We start from the raw sequence: 25283 nt of genomic DNA on the forward strand, positions 1-25283 counted from the left end.
AAGTCGCCTCAGTGTCCCCTGCCACACCCGCCCCGGAGAGCGGGGGCGCGGCGCTCGAACTCCTCGTCCACGGAGTCGGCGGAGCCACCCCCCAGGACATGCTCGACGACCCCAGGACCGTACGGGTCACCGGCGACCGGACCGCCGCCGTGTACCGCCGCGCCGAGGACCTCGACGCCGAGGACCACCCCGAGCGGTACGCGGCCCGCCCGGTCCCGGAGGCGTACTGCTGGTCCAACCTCACCTCGGGCGACGGCGCCCGCGCCCTGTGGCTGCTGCTCCTGCCCTTCATGGTGGTCAACCTGGCGCACTGGATGCGCCCGCCCGCCCGGCGCCGCCCGGGACTCGTCCGGCTCTACGGGGTGCTCGTCCGGCTCGTCGCCCTGACCCTCACCGTGCTGCTCACCGCCGCGGCCTGCGAGGTCGCGCTCGATCTGACGGCCTGGCAGTGCGCGGCCACGACGGGCTGCGCCGACGCGCACTCCTGGCTGGGTTTCCTCTCCGCCGACCGCGGCGGCTGGTGGTCCCTGCCGGGCCGCCGCCTCGCGCTCGCCGCCCTGGTGCCGACGGCACTGGTCGGCCTGCTCTGGTACCTGTCGAACCGCACGTGGAGCGCGTACGAGGCCCAGCGCCCGCCCACGGGATACGACGCCCCACTGCCGGACCGGCCGGGGGCCACACCGCCCACCGAGCCTTCCGGAACCGAGCCTTCCGTCACCGGGCCTTCCGGGACCACGACTCCGGGGACCACGACTCCCGGACCCCTGCTTCCCGGCGTCCCTTCACCCGGCACCCGGGACTCCGCCGACCAGCCCTCCACCCCACCCCCCTCCGATCCCGGCGAACCGCGTCCCGCCCTCGGCCGCCCCGGCTTCTGGTACGGCCGCCGGCTCGTCGCGCGGCTACGGGCCGCGCACACCGCCGCCGGGTTCCTCACCGTCGCCGCCGCGCTCGCCACCGCCACCGCCCGGCACGACGCCACGGCCCCGGGCCCCGGTGCCCTCTTCGGATGGGCACTCCAGGCCGCCGTCGCCGTCCTCGCCGCGGTGGTCCTCCGGGTCGTGTGCCGGCGCGGCCGCAGCGAGCGCCGCCTCGACCTGCGCGTCGAACGGGCCCTGGTCACCTGGCTTCCCGGCGCCTCGCTCGCCCTCCTGGTGCTCACCGCCCTGTACGCCTGCTGGTCACGGCCCGGCTGGACCTCCACCGGCACCCTCCCCGGCGACGCGATGTTCGGTGCCCTCACCCTCGCCCAGGGCGGCCTGGTCGTCGCCCTCGGCGTCGTCGCCCTGCTTCTCCAGCGGCCCCGCCGGGACCCCCGCACCGCCCTGCGCGGACTCGGCGGCCCCGCCGTCGCGATGCTCGCCTGCGCCCTCGGCGGGGTCATGTCCGGGGGAGTGGCCCAGCGCGTCGCCGACTGGCTCGACGGTCCCGCCACCCCCGGCATGGGCGACGCGGGCCCGCGGATAGCGCCGCCCGTGCTGCTCAGCTGGCAGGCGTCCGTGATCCCGGTGCTGCTCCTGCTGCTGCTCGCGCCCGCCGCCCTCCTCGCCGTACGGACCGTGCTGGCCGGCCGGCGGCTGCGGGCCGCGGTCGAGGCCGACTACCCGGGCGACGAGCGGGACCCCGTCCGTACCGGACAGATCGCGGACGGACGTGCGCGGGCCTCGCTCACCGACTCCGCGCCGGTCCTCGTCGGTGTGATCTCCGGCGCGACCCTGCTCCTCGGGGCCGGTTCCGTCGCGGGCGCCTGGACCAGCGGCAACGTCCCCGGGCGGGCCTTCGACGGGGCCCATCCCGCCCTCGCCTCGCTCGCCTCGGCGACCCAGGCCCTCGGCTCCTGGATGATCGGCTTCGGCTTCCTGCTCTTCGTCACCTGGGGCCGCCGCGCCTACAAGGACGCCTCCGCCCGCCGCACCATCGGCATCCTCTGGGACGTCGGCACCTTCTGGCCGCGCGCCGCCCACCCCTTCGCCCCGCCCTGCTACGCCGAACGGGCGGTGCCCGACCTCACCTGGCGGATGAGCTCCTGGACCCGGAGCACCGGCGGCCGGCTCGTCATCTCCGGCCACTCCCAGGGGAGCGTGCTGGCCGCGGCGGCCGTCTGGCAGCTGCGCCCCGACACCCGGCGGCGCGTCGCGCTCCTCACCTACGGCTCGCCCCTGGAACGCCTCTACGGGCGCTGGTTCCCCGCCTACTTCGGCCCCGAGGCGCTGCGCGGCCTGAACCGTACGGTCCACTGCTGGAGCAACCTCTACCGGGCCACCGACCCCATCGGCGGACCCGTCCGCGTCCCTGCCGAGGAGGGCAGGCCGGCGGTCGACGCCGGTGTCCTGCTCGACCCGGTCGCCTACGGCCGCACCCGCGAACACCCGCTGCCCGAACCGATCCTGGGCCACTCCGACTACCAGGCCGACCCGGCCTTCGCCGACCGGCGCTCGGCCCTCCTCGACCGGCTGCCGCCCGCCCTGCCACGGCAGCGGGGCGGCAACGAGCCCTCGGATCAGGGGAGTTCGGGAAGATCGTCCGGGTAGAGCAGTGTCAGGTCGTCCGTGCTCGGCTCGGCGAGCGCGGCGACCCGGCCCGCGTGCCGCTCCACCATCGACTCGAAGGTCTGCCGGGCGGTGCGCCCGTTGCCGAACGCCGGGCCCTTCGGCAGCTTCGCGAAGTACACGAGCAGCGCCTCGTCCGTGCCCGCCGCGAGCCGGTACTCGTGTTCGTCGGCTTGCTGGCCCACGATCCGCAGCAGCTCGTCCGGCTCGTAGTCCCCGAAGGTGATGGTCCGCGAGAAACGGGAGGCCACACCGGGGTTGACGGTGAGGAAGCGCTCCATCTCGGCCGTGTAACCCGCGACGATGACCACCACCGCGTCCCGGTGGTCCTCCATCAGCTTCACCAGCGTGTCGATCGCCTCACGGCCGAAGTCCCGGCCCGAGTCCTCCGGCGACAGGGCGTACGCCTCGTCGACGAACAGCACCCCGCCGCGCGCCCGGTCGAAGGCCTCCTGGGTGCGGATGGCCGTCGAGCCGATGTGCTCGCCGACCAGGTCCACCCGGGAGACCTCCACCAGATGCCCGCGCTCCAGGACCCCGAGCGAGGCGAGGATCTCGCCGTACAGCCGGGCCACCGTGGTCTTGCCGGTGCCCGGGTTGCCGGTGAAGACCAGATGGCGGCGGACCGAGGCGGCCTTGAGCCCCGCCTCCTGGCGCCTGCGCCCCACCTCGATCATGTTGGTGAGGGTGCGCACCTCCAGCTTCACGCTCTCCAGGCCCACCAGGGCGTCCAGTTCCCCGAGCACGTCCTGCGAGGAGCGGGCCGACGGCGCGGGCTCCGGGGCGACCGGTGCGGGCACGGCCGGCGCCGGGGTGCGCGGCACGGGCACCGTCCCGAGCATCCCCGCCGACTGGGTGGCCGTGAGGACCGTCCCGCCGTCCGGCACGGAGGAGCGGACCGCGCTCTCGTCGCTCGTGCAGTCCTCGGCGCTCGCCCCCTCCTCGGGGAACTCGTAGCCGCCGCGCGCGCAGCGCTCCGTACGGCACTTGCGCAGGCTCGTCCGGCAGCCGTCCGTGACGTGGAACCCGTACCCGCCGCTGCCGGTGACCCGGCAGCCGGTGAACGAGCCGCGGCCCTCCGCGGAGACGTAGAACCCGGCTTCGGCGGGGGAGGTGACGGTGCACCGGTCGATCGTCGGGTCGGCGCCCTTGGTGACGATGACGCCGGTCTGCACGGAGTCGATCGTGCAGCCGCCGAGGGTGCCGCCGCTGCCGTGGTCCCGGAACCAGGCGCCCGTGGAGGCCTCCCGGATCCGGCAGTCGTCGAGCTGGGCCGTGGCCCCGTCGCTCACGGACACCGCCGTGTTCCGCACCTGTGAGAGGTCGCTGTCGACGACGTCGACCCGTGAGCCCCGGTCGAGGACGAACAGCGCGTCCGGTACGTCGTGCACCCGGCAGGCGTCGAGGACGGCCGTCGCCCCGTCGCTGACCCAGACCGCCGGGTAGTCGCCCGTACTGTCGTGGATCTCGCACTGGTTGGCGTCCACCCGGGTCCCCGGGTCCCAGACGGAGAGGCCGTTGCGGCCGAACCGGCGGACGGTCGAGCGGGTCAGCGTCAGGACCGAGCGGGAGCGCAGGTCGACCGCGTTCTCCGGCACGTCGTGGATGTCGCAGTCGGACAGCGTGAGGACGGCGTCCGTGTCGAGGGTGATGCCGTCCGCCGAGGTGCGGTGCACCGAGGAGTCCGTGAGGTGGGCGGTGGCCCTGGCCGCGATCTGCAGGCCCGCGCCCTTGATCTCGTACACCTCGCAGCCGACGCCCTCCAGGCCGCTGCCCTCGCCGGTCACGGCGATCCCGGCGCCGGACGCGTGGTGGACCCGGCAGCGTTCGAGCCGCGGATGCGCCCCGCCCCGCACCGAGATCCCCGCCTGTCCGGCGGACACCACCTCGCACTCCTCGAACACCCCGCCCGCGCCGTCGAGGACGGCGATGCCGACCCCGGCGGGATTGTCGACCGTGCAGCGGCGGACCGTCGGGCGGGCCGATCCCCGCACCTCTATCCCGGCGGCCGAGCGGGTCATGATCCGCAGGTCGAGCAGTTCGGGGGTGCCGTCCTCGACGAGCAGCGCGGGCGCGGCGACGTCCTGCCCCTCGATGTGCAGGTCCCGCACGGTGACGGAGGCGCGCAGTGTCAGCGGGACCCCGTCCGGCGGTGCGATCCGGACCGAGCCGATGCCGCCCTCGGGGCCGCGCAGCGTGATCGCCCGCCGCACCACGAGGTTCTCCCGGTACGTGCCGGGGGCGACGGTCAGCACGTCCCCGTCCCCGGCGGCCTCGAGGGCCGCGGCGAGGGAGGGGTACTCACCCGTGCGGCGCCGCCACCGCGATGTGCCGGTGTGCGTCACCTGGACCGTGCCCTGTGCCATGGGTGTGTCCTGCCCCCGCCTCATGCCTCGCCGCTGATCCGATGCCCCACCGTAGCGCGCGCGGGGCCACGGGGTTGACGGGTCACGGACCCGCACCCGTACGGACGGCCGGGCAGGTGACGGGCTCGGTCGGGGGCGGTCGCGGGTGGTCGAGGTCGGTCGGGCTCGGTCGCGCTGCGGCCCGGTCCGGACGCGGGGCCCAGGCCGCGAACGACCCGGGCATTCCGGCCGCGCACGACCCTGGCAGTTCGGCCGTGTCCGGCCGCAGGCGCTCGGGCCCGTCCGGCGGGCGGGCCGGGGGAGACGGTGGCTCAGCTGCCCGTGCCGGTACGGCCCCAGTCCGGGCCCGTCGCGGCCCACGCCCGGTCCAGGCGCGCGTACCGCGTCAGCACGAGCCGGCGTACGGCGAGTCTGCGGACGGTCTCCACCAGGAGGCCCGCGAGGAGAGCCGCCGTCAGACCGGCGACGACCGCGTGCGCGCGGGCCGCGTCCGCGTTCATCGGCGCGGCCACCGGCCGGCCGGACCGGTCGGTCCAGAGCGCGAACGTGGTGCCGGGCGCGGAGCGCCGCCGGGCCGTCGACACCGTGCCCGTACGGGTCGAGCCGTCCGGCGCGGTCCACTGGGCCACCACCGAGCGGCGCAGCCGGTCCTCCCCGGCCGCCTCGGCGGTTCGCCCTCCGGTCGCGGGCCGGTCGGCGGCCCGGACGACCCGGGCGGTGGTCGGCACCCGCTGCTCCTGCTGGGTACGGGCGGCACGCTGGAGCGAACCGTTGGCGGAGGCGCCGGCCGCCCACCCGGTCAGCGGCACCAGGACGCAGAGCAGCGCCGCCGCCACGAAGGCCACCCAGGCCTCGGCGAGATCCGTGGTCCGGCGCAGGGGATTGTGCCGCCAGCGCCAGAGTCCGATGGCAGCGCGCACGCAGGGACCCCCTCGTTGTTCACCGATCCTCCAACGAGTGTGCCCCGGGGAGGGGTTCCCCGCCTGTCGGACGGTGAAGTGTGACGGGGGTCCCTCGGTCGCTCAACCGCCTCGGTCGCCTCAGCCGCCTCAGTCGCGTCAGTCCAGGATCTTGACCTCGTCCCCGACCCGGACCGTGCCGGTGTGCTCGGGGACCAGGTTCTGGCCGAAGATGACCCGGCCGTCGTTCTTGCGGTGCCGGGCGAGGGTCCGCAACGGCTCCTTGCCGCGCTCGCCGGTCAGCTGGTTCGTCGTGGTGACGACACAGCGCCCGCAGGGTCGGGCGACCCGGAAGGTGACCTCGCCGACGGTGAGCCGCGTCCAGCCGTCCTCCGCCCACGGAGGGGTCCCCTCGATCACCAGGTTCGGCCGGAACCGGTTCATCGGCAGGGGGCCCTCGTCGGCGTGGTCGCCCTGGGCGATGAGGGAGTTGAGGGCGTCGAGCGAGGTGGTGGTGGTGGCGAGCAGCGGATAGCCGTCCGCGAAGCTCACCGTCTCGCCGGGCAGCGCGTACTCCGGGTCGACGGGCCGCCGGTGCTCGGGCGCGTCCATGTGGACGAACCGGAAGTCGCCCTCCAGATACGCCGAGACCCAGGCGGCGGCTTCGGGACCGGCGGGGACCGCCTCCACCGTGTCGTCGAAGATCTCCACCGTGACCGTGGCGGCGGGCCGCGGCACCTCGACGGTCAGCGGCGCGTGGCCCGGTGCGGACAGGACGACCCCGCCGCCCGGTACGGGTTCCGCCGTGGCCAACGCCATCCGGGGGTGACGGCGTTGGGTCACGATCCCACCCGCGGCGTCGACGACCGCCCAGCGGCGGTCGTCGGCCAGCCCCCAGGGCTGGACCTCGGCCGCCGTGGGGGCCAGCGCGCGCATGGCCTTCACCGGGTGGACGTGGACGGAGCGGAGCACAGGAATCGGCATATGGGCATCCTGCCAGCAGCTCCGGACCGGCCACGGTCCAGGACCCGAATCGGGTCAGTAACCCCCGCCCTGGTAGGGGCGGTTGTACGGGTCGTCGTACGGCGCGGGGGCCGGGACCGGCGCCGGAGCGGGCCGGGGGGCCGCCGGACGCATGGCCTCGTAGCCCGCGGGCGCCGGGCGGGGCTGCTGCGGGTACTGACCGCCCTGGTAGCCGCGCGGGGCCACCTGCTGCTGCGGGATGTACGGGGCGGGGGCGTGCTGCAGGGGCACGGGTGCCATCTGCGGCGTGGGCTGCGGGTATCCGTAGCCGTTGCCGTAGGAGGGCTGCGGGCTGGGTGCCGCCGGGAGGGCGGGCAGCGCCGAGGGGAGCGCCGGCAGGTAGGAACCGCTCACGGGGAAGTTGCTGCCGGTGTCGTAGGCGGCGGGCACTCGGATCGGGGCGATCTGAGGCGTGCCCCGCTCCGCGACCAGGGAGTCGTAGATCGGGGTGTCCGGGAAGGACGGCGCGGTGTGGTAACCGCCTCCATAGGTGGAGCGGGGGGAGGTCATGGCACATAAGTTAAGCCCACGATGTGCTGGTTGGGGAGCCCCCATCGTGGGGTTATCCGTTTTACGCTGGTTTTCCAGGCCTGACCTGCCAAAACATTGATAAAGGCCGCGTTAATGGGGGGAGGTCCGGCGGCGCTCGTCGATTAACGAGAAGTGTCGGTTCGACTACGAGGGGCGACGCGGTGCGGCTCTCACCCCGGACGACAGTTTCGATTCCGAACGCACTGTGACATGGAAGATCGCCGGCAATCCGGCCCGCCTCTTCAACCGGAACAACATCACGGCGTTCGGATAGGGCGGGGCAGTGGCCCGGCTCCTTCAAATGTGGCCGGTGCGTACGTGAATAGCGCGCGGCCGAAGCGGGATACACGTCGTGCCACAACGGCAGGACGGCGCGGACTCTCGGTTTGCCGGGCCGCGTGAGGGGGATTGTCGGAACCGGCGGTGGGCGGGGCCGTCGTCCGGGCGGTCACAGGTGGCCGACGGGCGGTCGGTTGTTCCCGGGCCCGGCCGGTGGAGGCACACCGCATGCATCCGCGGCGCGAGGTCCCGGGGAACCCCTGACAGCGAGAACCAGTTTCCCGGCGCGGCGCGCTCGCGACCGGTGGCCGATCAGGGAAGGCGCCATGACCCTCTCCGTCGTTCTGTACACCTCCGACCTCAGGGTCCACGACCATCCGCCCCTCAGGGCGGCGCTCGAAGGGGCGCAGGAGGTGCTTCCGCTGTTCGTCCGGGACCCTGCCGTGGACCGCGCGGGGTTCGCGGCCCCCAACCGGCTGGCCTTCCTCGCCGACTGTCTCGCGGACCTGGACCGGGGGCTGCGTGACCGAGGCGGCCGCCTCGTGGTGCGGGAGGGCGACACCGTGTCCGAGGTGCGGACCCTGGTCCGGCGGACCGGGGCCGACGAGGTGCACATGGCCGCCGGCGTGACGGCGTTCGCCAGGGCACGGGAGGCGCGACTGCGCCGTGCGCTGGAGGCCGACGGCTGCCGGCTGTACGTGCACGACGGCGTCGTCACCGTCGTTCCACCCGGCGAGGTCCTTCCGTACGGATCGGATCACTACGCCGTGTTCACTCCCTATTACAAGCGCTGGACCGCCGAGCCGCTCCGGGCGCCGCTCGCCGCCCCCGGATCGCTGCGCGTCCCCTCGGATGTGCGGTCCGAGCGCCTTCCCTCGCGTAGCGATGTCGCCGATGTGTCGCCCGCCCTCGCCAGGGGTGGGGAGAGCGTGGGGCGCGAGCTGCTCGATTCGTGGCTGGCGGCTCGGGTCGACACCTACCAGGACCGTCACGACGACCTGGCGGGCGACGTCACGTCCCGGCTCTCGCCCTATCTCCACTTCGGTGCCGTCTCCGCGACCGAGGCGGTGTTCAGGGCGGTACGGCGGGGCGGTGCGGGCGCGGAAGCCTTCGTACGGCAGGTGTGCTGGCGCGACTTCCACCATCAGGTCCTGGCCGCGCGGCCCGAGGCCTCGGGCGCCGACTACCGTCCGCGTCACGACCGTTGGAGGCGGGGAGCCGACGCCGAGGCGGACCTCGCCGCCTGGCGGGAGGGCCGGACCGGCTATCCCGTCGTCGACGCCGCCATGCGGCAACTGATCCACGAGGGGTGGATGCACAACCGCGGCAGGCTGATCACCGCCTCCTTCCTGGTGAAGACGCTCTACATCGACTGGAGGGAGGGGGCGCGTCACTTCCTGTCCCTGCTGGTGGACGGTGACGTCGCGAACAACCAGCTCAACTGGCAGTGGGTGGCGGGCACGGGCACGGACTCCAGGCCGCAGCGCGTCCTCAACCCGGTGCGGCAGGCCGGGCGGTACGACCCCGACGGCAGCTACGTCCGCCGCTGGGTTCCGGAACTCGCGGGCCTCGACGGGCCGGCCGTCCACGAGCCCTGGCGGCTCACCGGACTCGACCGGGCGTCCTTCGACTATCCGGACCCGGTGGTCGAGCTCTCCGACGCCCTGGCGCGCTTCCGGCAGGCCCGCGGCACGTCCTGACCGGTCTCCCCGTGGGGGAGCCAGGAGGTACGGCGCCGATTTCGACGCGTAAACGATGCGAGTTGTGCGGACGAGGCCGACGGCCGGAACGTGAGGGCGTACGAGGTCCACCCTCAGGAGGAGGCGTCATGACCGCACACCGGATCACCGGCTCCCTCGCCGACACGTCGGAGCCGTACTCCGGCCGCCCGCCGACCCAGGACGGCGACGACTGGATCGCCCGCGGTCTGGTCCGCGGCGACGAACACTGTCTGGCCGCGGCCTACCACCGCTGGGGGCGCCTGGTCCACACCCTGGCGGCGCGGGCTCTGGGGGACCCCCGCGAGGCGGAGGACATCACCCAGCAGGTGTTCGTCGCCGCGTGGCGCGGCCGGTCGACCTTCCGCCCCGAGCGCGGCACCCTGCCCGCGTGGCTCACCGGCATCACCCGCCGGAAGATCGCCGACACGCTGACCGCCCGCACCCGCCGCACCGAGCTCGCGGCGACCCTCGGCGCCGCCCTGGAGCACGAGGCCCGGACGGACGACCGGCCCGAACGGGTCCTCGACCGGATGGTCGTCACCGAAGAACTGGCCAGGCTGCCCCGCGTCCAGCGCGACGTCCTGGAACTCGCCTACTTCGCCGACCTCACCCAGACACAGATCGCGGACCGCACCGGCATGCCGCTGGGCACGGTCAAGAGTCACGCCCGGCGCGGCCTCCGGCGCCTGCGCCAGGGCCTGGCGCCCGCCGGTTGCTGAACCACCAGTCCGGCCGCCCGGCGGCTCCGAACGACCGACAGCAGAACCCAGGCCGCCGCGCCGACCGGCCGACGGCCGCCACAGGAGGGTGGAGACGATGAACGCACGAACCGTCGCGGTGGTGGGGGCGGGGGTCGCGGGTCTCACCGCCGCCCATGTCCTGTCCCGCGGCCACAGCGTGGTGCTGTACGAGGCGGACGACCGGCTCGGCGGCCACGCCCACACCCACGAGCTGCCCACCGCCGGGGGAGAGACGCTCCACGTCGACACCGGCTTCATCGTCCACAACGAGCGGACCTACCCCCACCTCGTGCGCCTCTTCCGCGAGCTGGGCGTCACCACCCAGGACTCCGAGATGAGCATGTCCGTCCGCTGCGACGGATGCGGCCTCGAATACGCCGGCGCGCGCGGGATCCGCGGACTTCTCGGCAGCGACGGCGCCCGCCGCGGCCGCCATCTGAGGATGCTCGCCGACGTCCCCCGCTTCCACCGCGCCGCGCGCCGCCTCCTGGCGAGCGACGACACCACGAGGACACTCGGCGACTTCCTGCGCGCCCACCGCTTCTCCGCCCGTTTCGTCAGTCACTTCGCGATCCCCCTCGTCTCCGCCGTCTGGTCGTGCGCCCCCGACACCGCGCTGCGCTACCCGGCCGCCTACCTGTTCCGGTTCCTTGATCACCACGGTCTCCTCGCGGTGACGGGATCTCCGCAGTGGAAGACGGTCACCGGCGGGTCGGCCGCCTACGTCGAACGGATCGCGAAGGGCCTCGCCTCCGTACGGACCGCGACGCCGGTGCGCGCCGTCGTGCGCGGCGCCGACCGCGCGACCGTCGTCACCGCCGACGGCGAGGCGGCCGAACACGCCGCCGTGGTGATCGCCGTCCACCCCGACCAGGCCCTGCGCCTCCTGGCCGATCCGACCCCGGAGGAGCGGCGTGTCCTCGGTGCCTTCACCTACTCCCGCAACCCGGCCGTCCTGCACCGCGACACCACCCTCCTGCCGCGCTCCCCACACGTCAGAGCCTCCTGGAACCAATGGCTGCCCTCCTGCGCCGCCCGCCCGGAATCCGTCCAGGTCAGCTACGACATGAACCGGCTGCAACGCCTCCCCACCAGCGAGCCCCACATCGTCACCCTCAACCCCGGCGACCGCGTCGACGAGTCCACCGTCCTGGCCCGCATGACGTACGAACACCCCGTCTACACCCCGGAGTCCGTGGCTGCCCAACGCCTCCTGCCCACCCTCCGCACCCCTGTCACCGTCTACGCCGGCGCCTACCACGGCTGGGGCTTCCACGAGGACGGCTGCCGGTCGGGTGTCGAGGCCGCCCGCCACCTGGGGCTGGAGTCACCGTGACCGGCACCGCCGCTCCACCCGTCCCCGCCCTGTACGAGACCGAGGTCGCCCACACCCGCGTCACGCCGTTCCGCTACGCGCTCCGCCACCGCACGTACATGTGGCTGATCGACCTCGACCACCCGCCCGTCCTGCCCCTGCTCCTGCGCCCCCTCGCCCGCTTCGACCCGTCGGACCACTTCGACGGCGACGCCCCCACCCTGCGGGCCGGCCTCGACGCCTGCCTCGCGGCCCACGGGGTGGCGGACGCGGGCGGACGGGTGCTGATGCTCGCCCACGCCCGCGTCCTCGGGCACGTCTTCAACCCGCTCACCCTGTACTGGTGCCACGACCGCGCCGGCCGTCCCGCCCACGTCGTCGCCGAGGTGCACAACACCTACGGAGGGCGCCACACCTACCTGCTGCACCCCGACGAACGGGGCCGGGCGGAGACGGCCAAGGAGTTCTACGTGTCGCCGTTCCTCGATGTCGAGGGCACCTACCGGATGCGGCTTCCGCTTCCCGGTGACCGTCTCGACCTGACCGTCCAGCTCCGCCGCACGGACGGCTCCCGCCCCCTGACGGCCACCGTCCGGGGTACCCACCGGCCCGCCCGCCCGAGCACCCTGCTCGCCGCCGCGCTCCGCCACCCCTGGCCGACCGCCGCCGTCTCCCTCGGCATCAGACGCCACGGCGTCCGCCTCTACCTCAAGGGGCTCCGCCCCCGCCCCCGCCCCGCCCCCCAGGAAGGCACCCCGTGACCCTCTCGCTCCCTCCGGCAGAGCCGTCCGCCGCCCGGCTCCGTGTGGACCCGGACCGTTGGCCCGACATCGCCGGGCCGCCGCGCGCCTCCGCCGTGCGCACCGCCGTCGCCCGCCGTCTCGTGGAGCGCGCCCTCGCCGGGCTGCCGCTGCGGATACGGACCGACCGGGGTACGTCCCTCGGGCACCAGCGGACCGGTGACGACCGCTCCCTGCCGACCCTCACGCTCCACGATCCGGACGCGTTCCACCGACGGATCGGAGCCGACGGGCTGATCGGCTTCGGAGAGTCGTACATGGCCGGCGAATGGGATGCCGACGACCTCGTCGGTCTGCTCACCGTGCTCGCACGTCACGTCGACGACCTCGTTCCCGCCCCGCTGCGCCGGCTCCGCGGCGCCTGGGTCCGGCGCAGGCCCGCTGCCGACCGCAACACCCCCGACGGGGCACGTGAGAACATCCACCGCCACTACGACCTCTCCAACGAGCTCTTCGCCCTCTTCCTCGACCCCGGTCTCAGCTACTCCTCGGCGGTCTTCGACCCCCTTCCGGCGAGGCCGTCCCTCCTCTCCGACGCGGACCTCACCGCCGCCCAGCACCGCAAGATCGACCGGCTCCTCGACCTGGCCGGGACGGGTCCCGGCACCGAACTCCTGGAGATCGGCACCGGCTGGGGCGAACTCGCGATCCGGGCCGCCGCCAGGGGTGCCCGCGTCCGCACCGTCACCCTCTCCGAGCAACAGCTCGCCCTGGCGCGCCGACGCGTCGAGCGTGCGGGCCTCACCGACCGCGTCACCGTCGAACTGCTCGACTACCGTGCCGTCCGGGGCCGTTACGACGCCGTCGTGAGCGTCGAGATGATCGAGGCCGTCGGCGCCGAGTACTGGTCCGACTACTTCGGCGCGCTCCGCCGCCTCCTCGCCCCGGGCGGTCGCGTCGCGCTCCAGGCCATCACCATGCCGCACGAACGGATGCTGGCCACCGCCCGCACCCACACCTGGATCAGCAAGTACGTCTTTCCCGGCGGCCTGATCCCCTCTTCCGAGGCCATCGCCCGCGAGAGCGCCGCGGCCGGTCTGCGCGTCACGCACGACACGAGCTACGGCGACCACTACGCGGAGACCCTCCGCCAGTGGCGCGCCCGCTTCCTGCGCGAGGAGGCCGCGGTCGCGGCGCTCGGCTTCGACTCCGTCTTCCGGCGCATGTGGGAGTTCTACCTCGCCTACTCCGAGGCGGGATTCCGCTCCCACCAGCTCGACGTCCGCCAGTTCCGGCTCACCGCCGACGACCCGGGAGCCGCCCGATGAGCGCCGTCGACAGCGGTACCTCGGGCCTCGTCCTGGGTGCCTCGGCGGCCATCGCCCTGACGGTCATGCTGGTGACCTTCGTGATCGGCACCGCGAAGGGCCTGCACCGGATCGTCGACGTCGCCTGGGGCGTCGCCTTCACGGCGGTCGCCGTTGGGGCGTGGTTCCTCTCGGCCGGTCAGGGTGACGACGTCCGCCGGACCGTCGTCGCGCTCGCCACCTCCGTCTGGGGACTGCGGCTCGCCACCCACATCGCCCGCCGGGGGCGAGGCCACGGGGAGGACCCCAGGTACGCCCGGATGCTCGCCCGCGCCCGTGGCAACCCCACCCTTTACGCGCTGTGGAAGGTGTACCTCCTCCAGGGCGCCCTGGTCTGGCTCGTGTCGCTCCCCGTCCAGGTGGCGGTCCTGATTCCCGAACCCCTGGACGCGACGGCCTGCCTGGGCCTCGCCGTGTGGGCGGCCGGGCTCGCCTTCGAAACGGTGGGGGACCGGCAGCTCGCCCGGTTCAAGGCCGATCCGGCGAACCGGGGCCGTGTCATGGACCGGGGCCTGTGGAGCTGGACCCGCCACCCGAACTACTTCGGGGACTTCCTCGTCTGGTGGGGCCTGTACCTGACGGCGTGCGCCACCTGGCCGACCGCCGTGCTCACCCTCGTCTCGCCCCTCGTCATGAGCGCCCTGCTCATCTGGGGCAGCGGCAAACGGCTCCTGGAGGCCCACATGGCCGACCGCCCCGGGTACGCGGCCTACCGGGCGCGTACGAGCGGTTTCGTCCCCCGGCCTCCCCGTCGGCCGACGGGGAGGGAACGCTCCGGCGGCGACGGGGCCCGGGGACGGGAGACGAGCCCTCCTCGCGCGTGAGGGCCCGGGTCAGGCTTCGGCGTGCCCGGCCGGCGGGCCGTAGAGCCGTGAGACCATGCCGATCGCCTCGCGCAGTCCGGTCGGGCGCGCCATCCCGGGAGCGGGCGTCCGGCCGAGCCAGCCCGGGCCCGCGAGCAGGACGAGGGGCGCGGTGCGCGCTCCCCGCACCCCGAAGGCCGTGGCCGCGACGTGCCGGGCCAGCGCGTGGTTCGCGGTGGACCGCGCCTGCGACCAGAGGGCCACGGCGGCCGGCCCGGACCGCCGTACCGCCGCGTCGAGGGCCTCCGCGGGCACGGCCGCGCCGAACATCCTCGTCGGCAGCCCCTGCTCGGCGAGTCCCGCGGCGAACGCCTCCAGAGGCAGCGTGTGCTGCTCCCCGGGGACGCAGGCCAGCACGACCGGAGCGGCCGACGAGGCGACCGCCGGCCCGGTGACGGCGGCCCGCCGCAGCGCGGTGGAGACGTGCCAGGAGAGCAGGTGCTCCACCTCGACGTAGCGGTCGCCGGACGACTCCCACTTCCGGCCCACGGCGTGCAGCGTGGGGGCCATGATCTCCTCCCAGGCGGTGACCAGCCCGTGCTCCGCCAGCACCGCCTGGAGCATCCGCTCCATGGCAGGACCGTCGAGGCGTACGGCGGCGCGGGCGAGCCCTCGGCACTCCTGCCGTACGTCGCCCAGCGGCAGGCCGCTGCCGGGCCCGGCGCGCCCGGTGTTCCCCGGGGACGCGACCGGGGCCGCCGCCCCGGGAACGTGCCGTGTCCGCCGGACCGCGCGGGCCGCCTCGGCGGGCGGGACGCCCGACGCCGTGAGGCGGCACATCTCGTCGAGCATCGCGATGTCCTCGGGGCTCCACCGCCGGTGCCGTCCGTCCGCGCGCACGGCGGGGCCGATGCCGTACCGCTGGTCCCAGGACCGAACCGTGGTGGGGGAGACGCCCAGACGACGTGCCACGGCACCCGTCGTGATCCCGTGAGCCGAATCGGACATGTCGTTCATCATACGACGCGGAAACGATGCGAAGGCGAGGCCCGTCCCCGCACGGCAGAGAACGGGCTCCGGTCCGAACCGTCCGGCCCGCATCCGCGTGCCCCCGTGATGACGAAGAAACGGTGCAGGGCGTGTACGCCGCCGCCATCGGTGAAACGGATCAGCACATGGACACTTCCACCCCGTCCGAGGGCGCCCGCTGCCTGGTCACGGGCGCGAGCGGCTACATCGGGGGCCGCCTCGTGCCCGAGCTGCTCGACGCCGGCCATCGTGTGCGGTGCCTCGCACGGCACCCGGACAAGCTCCGTGACTTTCCCTGGGCGGACCGTGCGGAGACCGTACGCGGGGACGTGACCGACGGCGCGAGCCTCCGCGACGCGCTCGCCGGCATCGACGTCGCCTACTACCTCGTCCACTCCATGAGCTCGACCCCGGACTTCGAGCGCACCGACCGGCTCGCCGCCCGTACCTTCGCCGCCGAGGCGCGATCCGCCGGGGTGCGGCGCATCGTCTACCTGGGCGGCCTCGTCCCGCCCGGAGCGACGGAGGAAGACCTCTCGCCCCACCTGCGCTCCCGTACCGAAGTGGGCCGCATCCTCCTCGATTCGGGCGTCCCCACCACCGTGCTGCGGGCCGCCGTCGTCATCGGCTCCGGATCGGCCTCGTTCGAGATGCTCCGCTACCTGACGGAACGCCTGCCCGTCATGGTCACGCCGAGCTGGGTCGACAGCCGGGTCCAGCCCATCGCGGTCCGCGACGTGCTCCGGTATCTGGTGGGGAGTGCCGGCATGCCTCCCGACGTCAGCAGGACCTTCGACATCGGCGGCCCCGACGTGCTCACGTACCGGGAGATGATGACGCGGTACGCGGAGGTCGCCGGTCTCCGCAGGCGCCTGATCGTTCCCGTGCCGGTCCTCACGCCCCGGCTGTCCAGCCAGTGGATCGGGCTCGTCACACCGGTCCCGGCGTCCCTCGCCCGCCCCCTCACCGAATCGCTTCGGCACGAGGTGGTCCGTACCGAGAACGACATCGTCCGGTACGTCCCGGACGGCCCCGGGGAGCCCATCCCCTTCGAGGAGTCGCTGAGGCTGGCGCTCCGCCGCGTGCGTGAGGCGCGGGTCACCACCCGCTGGTCCTCCGCCTCGCCGCCCGGGGCGCCGAGCGACCCGTTGCCCACCGACCCGGACTGGGCCGGCGGCAGTCTCTACACGGATGAGCGGTCACGCACCGTCGACGCGAGTCCGGAGTCGCTGTGGCGCGTCATCGAGGGGGTGGGCGGGGAGAACGGCTGGTACTCCTTCCCGCTCGCCTGGGCCGTCCGGGGATGGGCGGACCGGCTCGCCGGGGGAGTGGGCCTGCGCAGGGGACGCCGCGACGCGGTACGCCTCCGGGTCGGTGACGCGCTCGACTTCTGGCGCGTCGAGGAGATCGAGCACGGACGCCTGCTGCGCCTCAGGGCCGAGATGCGGCTGCCGGGCCTCGCGTGGCTGGAGATGGCCGTCGACCGGGACGAGCGGGGCCGGACGGCGTACCGGCAGAGGGCGCTCTTCCACCCCAGGGGCCTCGCGGGGCAGGCGTACTGGTGGAGCGTGGCCCCGTTCCACGCCGTGGTCTTCGGCGGCATGGCCAGGAACATCGCCCGGACCGCCGAGACGGAGACGGGTGGGCTCGGGGGGACACGCCGTGGACGGAGGTGATCGCCGGTGCGGGACGGACGAGGCCGGTGCGGGATCCGCACGCGCCCGAGGCCCCGCCCTCTTCGACCACGTCCTGCCCTCCTGACTGTCGGACGCAAGAGCGGAGGCCCGGTCATCGCTCCGGTGACGCCTCGGGGCGCGCGTACGTCCGCCCCTTCCACGCCGCACCGACACCCCGGTAGTGCCGCACCGCCGAGTCCACCGTCATCAGGAGGTAGAGGAACGCGGTGAACGGCAGCAGCGGCGCGAGCCACCACGGCTGCCGGTAGTAGCGGAGCATCGGCAGGTACGTCCCCGCCATCACCGCCCAGGCCGCGCCGCCGGCCCACGCCGCCGGCCCGTCGCCACCCGCCAGGCCCGCCACCAGGGCCACCGGCGGCACCAGATAGACCAGCACCAGGCCCGCCACCGTCCCCAGGAGCAGCAGCGGGTTGTGTCGCAGCTGCGCGTACGCGCTGCGGGCCACCATCCGCCACAGCTCGCCGAGGCCCGGGTAGGGGCGCACGCTGTCGACCCGGTCCGCGAGGCCCAGCCAGATCCGGCCGCCCGAGCGGCGCACCGCCCGCGCCAGCGACACGTCGTCGATCACCGCCTGCCGGATCACCTCCGGAAGGCCCGCCGCCACCGCCGTCTCCGTCCGCAGCAGGACACAGCCGCCCGCGGCCGCCGTCGCCAGCGGACGCTTCCGGTTGATCCAGCGGAACGGGTAGAGCTGGGCGAAGAAGTAGACGAACGCGGGGACCACCAGCCGCTCCCACGGGCTCTCGACCCGGAGCCTGGCCATCTGCGACACCAGGTCCAGCTCGTTCCCCACCGCCGCCGCCACGAGCAGCCGCAGACTGTCCGGCTCGTGCGCGATGTCCGCGTCCGTGAGCAGCAGGAACTCCGGCCCACGCGCGCGTGCCCGTGCCATGCCGTGCCGGAGCGCCCACAGCTTCCCCGTCCAGCCCGGCTCCGGCTCGCCCGGCGACACCACCGTCAGCGGCAGCCCACCGCACCGGCGGGCCAGCTCGACCGCGAGCGCCCCCGTCCCGTCCGTACTCCCGTCGTCCACGAGCACCACCTCCGCGACGCCCGGATAGTCCTGCGCGAGCAGCGACGGCAGGCTCAACGGCAGCACCCCGGCCTCGTCCCTGGCCGGCACGACGACGGCGACGCGCGGCCACCGGCCCGCGTCCCCGTGCGCGACGGATCCGTTCACCGCTCCGTGCGCGACGGATCCGTTCACCGCCCCGTGCGTGACGGATCCGTTCACCGCCCCGCGCTCGGCCGATCCGTTCCCGTCCCCGCGCTCGGCCGATCCGTGCGCCGGCCTCCGCGAGGCCGTTCCGTTCGCGGGTCCCGGCCAGGCTGATCCCTTCGTGGGTCCCGGCGAGGCCGATCCCCGTGCCGGCCCCCATGAGGTCGACGGCAGCCGTTGGTCCGTACGCCAGAAGAAGCCCTGGCCGAGGAGCAGCCAGGCCCAGACGGCCAGGGAACCGAGCGCGAACCAGGCGAGGGTGCTCATTCGCGGCAGTCTGCCCCAGATCGCGGGGGATATGAGGCTCATCAGCTAGGGTGACCGGGTGAAGATCGCGCTCATGGACTCCGGAATCGGCCTCCTCCCGGCAGCGGCCGCGGTGCGGCGCCTCCGGCCCGACGCCGATCTGCTCCTCTCCAACGACCCCGACGGCATGCCGTGGGGCCCCCGCACGCCCGAGGACCTCACGGGGCGCGCCCTCGCCGTCGCGCTCGCCGCCGCCGAGCACCACCCGCTGGCGCTGATCGTGGCCTGCAACACCGCCACCGTGCACGCGCTGCCCGCCCTGCGCGCCGCCCTCGAACCGCACATCCCCGTCATCGGCACCGTGCCCGCGATCAAGCCCGCCGCCGCGGCCGGCGGCAAGGTCGCCATCTGGGCCACCCCCGCCACCACCGGCAGCGCCTATCAGCGCGGGCTCATCCGCGACTTCGCCGACGGCGCCGAGGTCACCGAGGTGCCCTGCCCGGGCCTCGCCGACGCCGTCGAGCACGCCGACCCGGACGCCGTCGACCGGGCCGTCGCCGCGGCCGCCGCGCGCACCCCCCGCGACGTGCGGGCCGTCGTCCTCGGCTGCACCCACTACGAACTCGTCGAGGACCGCATCGTCGCCGCCCTCGACGCCCGCCGCCGGGCCGGGCTGCCCCCGATCGTCTTCCACGGCTCCGCCGACGCCGTCGCCGCCCAGGCGCTGCGCCGCGTCGGCGCCGAACCCGCCCCCGACGCGGACCCCACCGGGACCCTGTCCGTCCTGCTCAGCGGGCGTCCGGGGCCGCTCCCCGCCACCGCCCTCGGCTACGCCGAAGGCCGCACCCTGGGGACGGCCGCGGCCGCGCACTGAGCGGCCGTCACCCGAGCGACGCGGGGCCGCCCGCCCTCCCCGTACGCCCCTCCACCCCTGCTCACCGAGCGTGATCGCACCGCTTCGCTTCGGCGCGCTGTACCGGGCGATCCTGGGTACTCTTCCCGGTATGAGGCAGCATGTCCGGAAACCGCGTACCGACGAGCGGACCCCCGCCGTCTGGACCGGTCGTGCCACCAACCGCTTCCAGTGGGTCGCGGCCGCCGCCGGTGCCGCCTGCATGGCCCTCGGCATCACCCTCGCCGTCGAATCGGCCTGGACCTCCGGCATCGCACCCCTCCTGATGGCTGTGATCGGCTGCGTCGCCGCCGGACTCCTCGTCCTCTTCGGCACACTCGCCTTCGTCCACGTCGCCGTGAAGGTCGACGACCGCGCGATGGAGGTCCGCTGCGGCCACATCGGTGTGCCGCGCCGCCGCATCCCCCTCTCCCATGTCGTCGGCGCCGACTTCGAGCCGAGCGTCACCCCGCGCCAATGGGGCGGCTGGGGCTACCGCTGGCGCCCCGAGAGGGGTACGGCCGTCGTCGTCCGCAGGGGCGAGGGCCTGGTCCTGCGCCTCGGCGACGGCCGTACGTTCACGGTGACCGTCGACGACGCCGAGTCCGCGGTACGGGTCATCCGGGACCGCCTCGCCCACCCGGTCCCGCCGGGCCCGCCCACACCCACCGGGGTGTGAGCGCCGGGACCGTGGGGGACGCGCCCCGGGGCGCGGAGGGCCGAGGTCCGGGCAGGTCACCCCGCACCCGTACCCCGGCCGCACCGGCCTCCGTGTCCACAGGGGCGACCCGTAGACTCCGCAAGGTGAGCGCCACCATCACCCCCGTCGACGCGTCCGGAGCCGACACCGCCCCCACGCCGGGTTCCCGGCTGCTGCGGTTCGTACGACCCGGGACGGCCCTGCTGTCCGGGTTCCTGCTCTACCTGAGCTTCCCGCCGCGCCCCCTGTGGTGGCTCGCGCTGCCCGCCTTCGCGCTGCTCGGCTGGACCCTGCGGGGCCGTCGGCTCCGCGCCGGGTTCGGCCTCGGCTACCTCGCCGGGCTCGGCTTCCTGCTCCCCCTCCTCGTCTGGACCGGTGAGGAGGTCGGAGCCGGCCCCTGGCTCGCGCTCGCCGCCGTCGAGGCGCTGTTCGTGGCCGCGGCGGGTCTCGGCATCGCCGCCGTGTCCCGTCTCCCGTGGTGGCCGGTCTTCGCCGCCGGGGTGTGGATCCTCGCGGAGGCGGCACGCGCGCGCGTGCCCTTCGGCGGCTTCCCCTGGGGCAAGATCGCCTTCGGCCAGGCCGACGGCGTCTTCCTGCCGCTCGCGGCCGTCGGCGGTACTCCCGTGCTCGGCTTCGCCGTCGCCCTCTGCGGCTTCGGCCTGTACGAGGCCTACCGCCGGATCCGGACCTACCGCGCCACCGGCACCGTCCCGCGCGGCCCGCTCGCCGTCGCCGCGCTCTCCGTGCTCCTCCCGGTCACCGGCGCCCTCGCGGCGCTCCCGCTCGTCGACGACTCGGCCGAGGACGGCACCGCGACCGTCGCCGCGGTCCAGGGCAACGTGCCCCGCCTGGGCCTGGACTTCAACTCCCAGCGCCGGGCCGTCCTGGACAACCACGTCGCCCGCACCCGTGAACTCGCCGCCGACGTCAAGGCGGGCCGCGCCCCGCAGCCCGACTTCGTGCTGTGGCCCGAGAACTCCTCGGACATCGACCCCTACGCGAACGCCGACGCGGCCGACGTCATCGACGGCGCCGTCCGCGCCATCGGCGTACCGACCGTGATCGGCGCGGTCGTGACGCCGGAGACCGGCAAGCTCCGCAACACCCTCATCGAGTGGGACCCGCGGCGCGGCCCGGTCGCCACCTACGACAAGCGGCACGTCCAGCCCTTCGGCGAGTACATCCCGATGCGCTCCTTCGTCCGTCTCTTCAACAGCAACGTCGACCGGGTCAGCCGCGACTTCGGCGCCGGTACGAAGGTCGGGGTCTTCGACCTGGCCGGTACGAAGGTCGGCCTGGCGACCTGCTACGAGGCGGCCTTCGACTGGGCCGTGCGCGACACCGTCACCCACGGCGCCCAGCTCATCTCCGTGCCCAGCAACAACGCCACCTTCGGCCGCAGCGAGATGACCTACCAGCAGCTCGCCATGTCCCGGGTGCGGGCGGTCGAGCACAGCCGCTCGGTCGTCGTGCCGGTCACCAGCGGGGTCAGCGCGGTCATCCGCCCCGACGGCGAGATCGTCGCGCAGACCAGGATGTTCACCCCGGACGTCCTCGTCGAGAAGGTGCCGCTGCGCTCCTCGCTGACCCCGGCGACCCGCATGGGCACCCTGCCGGAGGCCCTGCTCGTGGCGCTCGCGGCGGTCGGACTCGGCTGGTCGGCCCTCCGCTCGGTCCGAGCCCGCAGGTCCGGGGCGAACTGATGATCTAGGGTCGGGTGCATGCCTACCCCTGACTTCATCCGGACCCTGCGCGAGACGGCCGGCCGGCAGCTCCTCTTCCTGCCGGGCGTGAGCGCCGTCGTCTTCGACGACCGGGGCCGGGTACTGCTCGGCCGCCGGTCCGACAACGGCCGCTGGGCGGTCATCGGAGGCATCGTCGAGCCCGGCGAACAGCCCGCCGACTGCGCGGTCCGCGAGGTGTTCGAGGAGACCGCGGTGCGCTGCGAGGTCGAGCGGATCGTGCTCGTCGAGACCCTGCGCAAGCCCGTCGTCTACCCCAACGGCGACACGTGCCAGTTCATGGACGTCTCCTTCCGCTGCCGCGCGGTGGGCGGCGAGGCCCGGGTCAACGACGAGGAGTCCACCGAGGTCGGCTGGTTCGACGTGGACGACCTGCCGGAGATGAAGCGCTTCTCGTATCTGCGGATCGAGAAGGCACTGGCCGACGAACCCACATGGTTCCGCACCACAACAACGGACTGAACTATGGGTGGGACGCACATGGGTGGGCGAGTGGTGCCTTCATAGGGTGCGGAGCATGAGCGCCCCCGACACCGCCCTCGGCTCCGTCTCCACCGAGCCCCTGCCCCGTGCCGTCGTCCTCGACCTCACCGGCCGCACCGCGCTCGTCACCGGCGCCGCCGGCGGCATCGGGCGCGCCTGCGCCCTGCGGCTCGCCTCCTGCGGGGCCACGGTCAGAGCCGTCGACCGGGCGGCCGGGGGACTGGAGACCCTGGCCGAGGAGGCCGCCGCGCTCCCGGGAAGCCTCGAACCCCGCCTGCTCGACCTCACCGACCTGGACGCCGCGGAGGCCGCCGCGGCGGGCACCGACATCCTCGTCAACAACGCCGGACTCCAGCTGGTCCGGCCCATCGAGGAGTTCCCGCCGGAGGTCTTCCACACCGTCCTCACCGTGATGCTGGAAGCGCCCTTCCGGCTCATCCGGGGCGCCCTGCCGCACATGTACGCACAGGGCTGGGGCCGGATCGTGAACCTCTCGTCCGTCCACGGGCTGCGCGCCTCCGCCTTCAAATCCGCGTACGTGGCGGCCAAGCACGGCCTGGAGGGGCTCTCCAAGACGGCCGCCCTCGAAGGGGCCCCGCACGGGGTCACCTCCAACTGCGTCAACCCCGGCTACGTACGCACCCCGCTGGTCGAACGGCAGGTCGCCGACCAGGCGGCGGCGCACGGCATCGCCCCGGAACGCGTCCTCTCCGAGGTCATGCTCAAGGACTCGGCGCTCAAGCGGCTCATCGAGCCGGAGGAGGTCGCCGAGGCGGTCCTCTACCTCTGCACCTCCCAGGCCTCGTTCATCACCGGCACCTCCCTCGCCCTCGACGGGGGCTGGACCGCCCACTGAGGGGAGCGCCCGGCCCCGGGCGCCCTCCGGGAGTCCCGGCACCCCGGAGTCCCGGCCTCCGGGAAGGTTGTCCACAGGGGTGGTGCGACCACACGTTCGGCAGGTATCCCTGTGTCCATGTCCCACGAACACGTCTCCTACCTGGAACTCCTCGTACGGGGAGCGGCGACGGAGGCCTACGACCGGCCCGTGCTGCTCGCCCGTGCGAGCGGCGCGGGCCCCGAGGCGCTGGCCGGGCTCGAAGAGGCCAAACAGCTCGCCCTGCGGGTCCGGGCCGAGCTGGAGGGGCGGCGACGGCGCGAGGCGGAGCTGTCCGCGCTCTTCGCCACCGCCCACGACCTCGCGGGACTCCGTGACCTCGACGCGGTGCTGCGTGCCATCGTCCAGCGCGCCCGCGCGCTCCTCGGCACCGAGGTCGCCTATCTGAGCCTCAACGACCCGGCCGCCGGGGACACCTACATGCGGGTCACCGAGGGCTCGGTCTCCGCCCGTTTCCAGCAGCTCCGGCTCGGCATGGGCGAGGGCCTCGGCGGCCTCGTCGCCCAGACCGCCCGCCCGTACGTCACCGACGACTACTTCGACGACGCGCGCTTCCAGCACACCCGGACCATCGACACGGCCGTACGGGACGAGGGCCTCGTCGCCATCCTCGGCGTCCCCCTCAGCCTCGGCAGCCAGGTGATCGGCGTCCTGTTCGCCGCGGACCGCAGGGCCAGGGTCTTCGAACGCGAGCAGGTCGCGCTGCTCGGCTCCTTCGCCGCGCACGCCGCCGTCGCCATCGACACGGCGAACCTGCTCGCCGAGACCCGCTCCGCCCTCGCGGAGCTGGAACGCGCCAACGACATCATCCGCGAGCACAGCGGGGTCATCGAGCGGGCCTCCGAGGTCCACGACCGGCTCTCCGAACTGGTCCTGCACGGCGGCGGCGTCCACGACGTGGCCGAGGCCGTCTCCGAAGTCCTCGGCGGCACCGTCGAGTTCACCGAGCAGGGCGCGGGAGCGGTACGGCAGGCCGGCGGCCACGCGGTCCGCGAGGGCGACGACTGGGTGGCCACCGTCTCCGCGGGCGGCGAGACCCTGGGCGCCCTCGTCCTCCACGGGCAGCCCGACCTCGACCCCGTCGACCAGCGCACCCTGGAGCGGGCCGCCCTGGTCACCTCGCTGCTGCTGCTCGCCCGCCGTTCCGCGGGCGAGGCCGAACAGCGGGTACGGGGCGAACTGCTCGACGACCTCCTCGACGCGCCCGACCGCGACCGCCGCCTGCTGCGCGAGCGCGCGGCCCGCCTCAGGGCCGACAGCGCGGCCCCGCACGTCGTGCTCGCCGCCCGGATCGACCGGGCGGGCGGCGCGGCCGACACCGACGCGGCCGACACCGGCGGACGCGAGAGCGCGGACCGCCAGCGCCTGTGGTCGGCGGCCACCCACCTCGCCGCCACCCGCCACGGACTCGCCTCGGCGCGCGACGGCGGAACGGTCCTGCTGCTCCCGCTCGGCCCGGGGGAGAAGGCCGCCGACCTGGCCCGCCAGACCGCGCGGAGCCTCGGTGGCACCCTGCGTGAACCGGTCACCGTCGGCGCCTCGGCCCCGCTGCGGTCCCCGCTCGACCGCCCGGACGAGGTGGCGGGGGCGTACGAGGAGGCCCGCCGCTGTCTCGACGCGCTCCGGCTCCTGCACCGCTCCGGCCAGGGGGCGGCCGCCGAGGACCTGGGCTTCCTCGGACTCCTGCTCGCCGACAGCCGGGACATCGACGGCTTCGTCGACCGCACCGTGGGCCAGGTCGTCGCCTACGACCGGCGCCGGGGCACCGACCTGGTCCGCACCCTGGACGCGTACTTCGCCAGCGGCATGAGCCCCGCCCGTACCAAGGACGAACTCCACGTCCACGTCAACACGGTGGCCCAGCGGCTCGAACGGGTCGGCCGGCTCCTCGGCCCCGACTGGCAGTCCCCGGCCCGCGCCCTGGAGATCCAGCTGGCCCTGCGGCTCCACGCGCTCTCGGACGCCGTCACCGGCGGATGACCCCGAACGGCCCCGTGCCCCGCTCGTCGGCGAGCGGGGCACGGGGCCGAGCACGTCACGGGTGCCG

20 protein-coding genes are annotated in these 25283 nt (G+C 74.3%); 14 read left to right on the top strand and 6 right to left on the bottom strand.

Translation table 11 applies throughout. The features are described from left to right. Window positions 1-11 precede the first annotated feature (11 nt). Entirely contained in the window at window positions 12-2531 is a 2520-nt protein-coding gene (locus tag ASD33_RS22615; protein WP_056563467.1) for a hypothetical protein, read from the top strand. Here the strand turns inward: ASD33_RS22615 and ASD33_RS22620 are convergent. From ASD33_RS22620 to ASD33_RS22635, 4 genes are all read right to left on the bottom strand, one after another. Continuing rightward, on the bottom strand, window positions 2501-4915 hold the full coding sequence (locus ASD33_RS22620; RefSeq protein ID WP_056563470.1) for a right-handed parallel beta-helix repeat-containing protein: 2415 nt from the start codon (window positions 4913-4915) through the stop codon (window positions 2501-2503). The two genes, ASD33_RS22615 and ASD33_RS22620, sit on opposite strands and share 31 nt — an antisense overlap. Window positions 4916-5226: 311 nt before the next feature. Next, complete coding sequence (locus ASD33_RS22625; RefSeq protein ID WP_056563473.1) at window positions 5227-5835, bottom strand: hypothetical protein; 609 nt, start codon at window positions 5833-5835, stop codon at window positions 5227-5229. A gap of 138 nt (window positions 5836-5973) precedes the next feature. Then, entirely contained in the window at window positions 5974-6798 is an 825-nt protein-coding gene (locus ASD33_RS22630) for an MOSC N-terminal beta barrel domain-containing protein (RefSeq protein ID WP_056563477.1), read from the bottom strand. Between the two features lie 54 nt (window positions 6799-6852). Then, window positions 6853-7347: a DUF6643 family protein gene (locus tag ASD33_RS22635; RefSeq protein WP_056563480.1), complete on the bottom strand. Its 495-nt coding sequence runs from the start codon at window positions 7345-7347 to the stop codon at window positions 6853-6855. A 626-nt stretch (window positions 7348-7973) separates the two neighbouring features. On the opposite strand from ASD33_RS22635, the gene ASD33_RS22640 reads away from it, so the two are divergent. The 6 genes from ASD33_RS22640 to ASD33_RS22665 all read left to right on the top strand — a co-directional run bounded on the left by ASD33_RS22640 (window position 7974) and on the right by ASD33_RS22665 (window position 14354). Beyond that, window positions 7974-9347, top strand: a complete 1374-nt coding sequence (locus tag ASD33_RS22640) for a deoxyribodipyrimidine photo-lyase (protein ID WP_056563483.1) — start codon at window positions 7974-7976, stop codon at window positions 9345-9347. A gap of 128 nt (window positions 9348-9475) precedes the next feature. After that, window positions 9476-10087, top strand: coding sequence for a sigma-70 family RNA polymerase sigma factor (locus ASD33_RS22645; protein WP_056563485.1), 612 nt, complete (start codon window positions 9476-9478; stop codon window positions 10085-10087). A 97-nt stretch (window positions 10088-10184) separates the two neighbouring features. Beyond that, window positions 10185-11444 (top strand): FAD-dependent oxidoreductase, encoded by a 1260-nt coding sequence (locus ASD33_RS22650; RefSeq protein ID WP_056563488.1) that lies wholly within the window; start codon window positions 10185-10187, stop codon window positions 11442-11444. After that, on the top strand, window positions 11441-12184 hold the full coding sequence (locus tag ASD33_RS22655; protein ID WP_056563491.1) for a DUF1365 domain-containing protein: 744 nt from the start codon (window positions 11441-11443) through the stop codon (window positions 12182-12184). Before ASD33_RS22650 ends, ASD33_RS22655 begins: the two co-directional genes overlap by 4 nt. Further along, entirely contained in the window at window positions 12181-13491 is a 1311-nt protein-coding gene (locus tag ASD33_RS22660) for a cyclopropane-fatty-acyl-phospholipid synthase family protein (protein ID WP_056563494.1), read from the top strand. Before ASD33_RS22655 ends, ASD33_RS22660 begins: the two co-directional genes overlap by 4 nt. Then, window positions 13488-14354 carry a DUF1295 domain-containing protein gene (locus ASD33_RS22665; protein WP_056563496.1) on the top strand — a complete coding sequence of 289 codons (867 nt, stop codon included), beginning with the start codon at window positions 13488-13490 and terminating at the stop codon, window positions 14352-14354. Before ASD33_RS22660 ends, ASD33_RS22665 begins: the two co-directional genes overlap by 4 nt. 9 nt (window positions 14355-14363) lie before the next feature. Here ASD33_RS22665 and ASD33_RS22670 read toward each other — a convergent pair whose 3' ends face one another. Continuing rightward, entirely contained in the window at window positions 14364-15341 is a 978-nt protein-coding gene (locus ASD33_RS22670) for a MerR family transcriptional regulator (protein ID WP_107103822.1), read from the bottom strand. A 167-nt stretch (window positions 15342-15508) separates the two neighbouring features. Between ASD33_RS22670 and ASD33_RS22675 the strand changes: the two genes are divergently transcribed. After that, window positions 15509-17038: an SDR family oxidoreductase gene (locus ASD33_RS22675; protein WP_056564526.1), complete on the top strand. Its 1530-nt coding sequence runs from the start codon at window positions 15509-15511 to the stop codon at window positions 17036-17038. A gap of 112 nt (window positions 17039-17150) precedes the next feature. On the opposite strand, the gene ASD33_RS22680 is transcribed toward ASD33_RS22675, so the two are convergent. Next, window positions 17151-18545 (bottom strand): glycosyltransferase, encoded by a 1395-nt coding sequence (locus tag ASD33_RS22680; RefSeq protein ID WP_242427224.1) that lies wholly within the window; start codon window positions 18543-18545, stop codon window positions 17151-17153. Between the two features lie 58 nt (window positions 18546-18603). Between ASD33_RS22680 and ASD33_RS22685 the strand changes: the two genes are divergently transcribed. From ASD33_RS22685 to ASD33_RS22710, 6 genes are all read left to right on the top strand, one after another. Continuing rightward, the gene (locus tag ASD33_RS22685) at window positions 18604-19398 is read left to right on the top strand and encodes an aspartate/glutamate racemase family protein (protein ID WP_056563498.1); all 795 of its coding nucleotides are present in this window, start codon (window positions 18604-18606) and stop codon (window positions 19396-19398) included. A 130-nt stretch (window positions 19399-19528) separates the two neighbouring features. Next, window positions 19529-20095, top strand: a complete 567-nt coding sequence (locus ASD33_RS22690) for a hypothetical protein (RefSeq protein ID WP_056563501.1) — start codon at window positions 19529-19531, stop codon at window positions 20093-20095. A 125-nt stretch (window positions 20096-20220) separates the two neighbouring features. Next, entirely contained in the window at window positions 20221-21819 is a 1599-nt protein-coding gene (lnt, locus tag ASD33_RS22695) for an apolipoprotein N-acyltransferase (RefSeq protein WP_056563504.1), read from the top strand. A gap of 18 nt (window positions 21820-21837) precedes the next feature. Further along, on the top strand, window positions 21838-22320 hold the full coding sequence (locus tag ASD33_RS22700) for an NUDIX domain-containing protein (RefSeq protein WP_056563507.1): 483 nt from the start codon (window positions 21838-21840) through the stop codon (window positions 22318-22320). A 55-nt stretch (window positions 22321-22375) separates the two neighbouring features. Then, a complete protein-coding gene (locus tag ASD33_RS22705; protein WP_056563510.1) occupies window positions 22376-23197 on the top strand; it encodes a 3-hydroxybutyrate dehydrogenase in 822 nt (273 codons plus the stop codon). Between the two features lie 117 nt (window positions 23198-23314). Next, window positions 23315-25216: a GAF domain-containing protein gene (locus ASD33_RS22710; RefSeq protein WP_056563513.1), complete on the top strand. Its 1902-nt coding sequence runs from the start codon at window positions 23315-23317 to the stop codon at window positions 25214-25216. Window positions 25217-25283 lie beyond the last annotated feature (67 nt).

It is taken from the genome of Streptomyces sp. Root1304 (assembly GCF_001426405.1).
Lineage (GTDB): Bacteria > Actinomycetota > Actinomycetes > Streptomycetales > Streptomycetaceae > Streptomyces.

Bases quoted from the DNA above. Each gene is read 5' to 3' on its own strand.
- ASD33_RS22620 (WP_056563470.1), bottom strand. From the start codon at position 4,915: ATGGCACAGGGCACGGTCCAGGTGACGCACACCGGCACATCGCGGTGG.
- ASD33_RS22630 (WP_056563477.1), bottom strand. From the start codon at position 6,798: ATGCCGATTCCTGTGCTCCGCTCCGTCCACGTCCACCCGGTGAAGGCC.
- ASD33_RS22635 (WP_056563480.1), bottom strand. From the start codon at position 7,347: ATGACCTCCCCCCGCTCCACCTATGGAGGCGGTTACCACACCGCGCCG.
- ASD33_RS22640 (WP_056563483.1), top strand. From the start codon at position 7,974: ATGACCCTCTCCGTCGTTCTGTACACCTCCGACCTCAGGGTCCACGAC.
- ASD33_RS22645 (WP_056563485.1), top strand. From the start codon at position 9,476: ATGACCGCACACCGGATCACCGGCTCCCTCGCCGACACGTCGGAGCCG.
- ASD33_RS22650 (WP_056563488.1), top strand. From the start codon at position 10,185: ATGAACGCACGAACCGTCGCGGTGGTGGGGGCGGGGGTCGCGGGTCTC.
- ASD33_RS22665 (WP_056563496.1), top strand. From the start codon at position 13,488: ATGAGCGCCGTCGACAGCGGTACCTCGGGCCTCGTCCTGGGTGCCTCG.
- ASD33_RS22670 (WP_107103822.1), bottom strand. From the start codon at position 15,341: ATGTCCGATTCGGCTCACGGGATCACGACGGGTGCCGTGGCACGTCGT.
- ASD33_RS22675 (WP_056564526.1), top strand. From the start codon at position 15,509: ATGGACACTTCCACCCCGTCCGAGGGCGCCCGCTGCCTGGTCACGGGC.
- ASD33_RS22680 (WP_242427224.1), bottom strand. From the start codon at position 18,545: ATGAGCACCCTCGCCTGGTTCGCGCTCGGTTCCCTGGCCGTCTGGGCC.
- ASD33_RS22690 (WP_056563501.1), top strand. From the start codon at position 19,529: ATGAGGCAGCATGTCCGGAAACCGCGTACCGACGAGCGGACCCCCGCC.
- ASD33_RS22700 (WP_056563507.1), top strand. From the start codon at position 21,838: ATGCCTACCCCTGACTTCATCCGGACCCTGCGCGAGACGGCCGGCCGG.
- ASD33_RS22705 (WP_056563510.1), top strand. From the start codon at position 22,376: ATGAGCGCCCCCGACACCGCCCTCGGCTCCGTCTCCACCGAGCCCCTG.
- ASD33_RS22710 (WP_056563513.1), top strand. From the start codon at position 23,315: ATGTCCCACGAACACGTCTCCTACCTGGAACTCCTCGTACGGGGAGCG.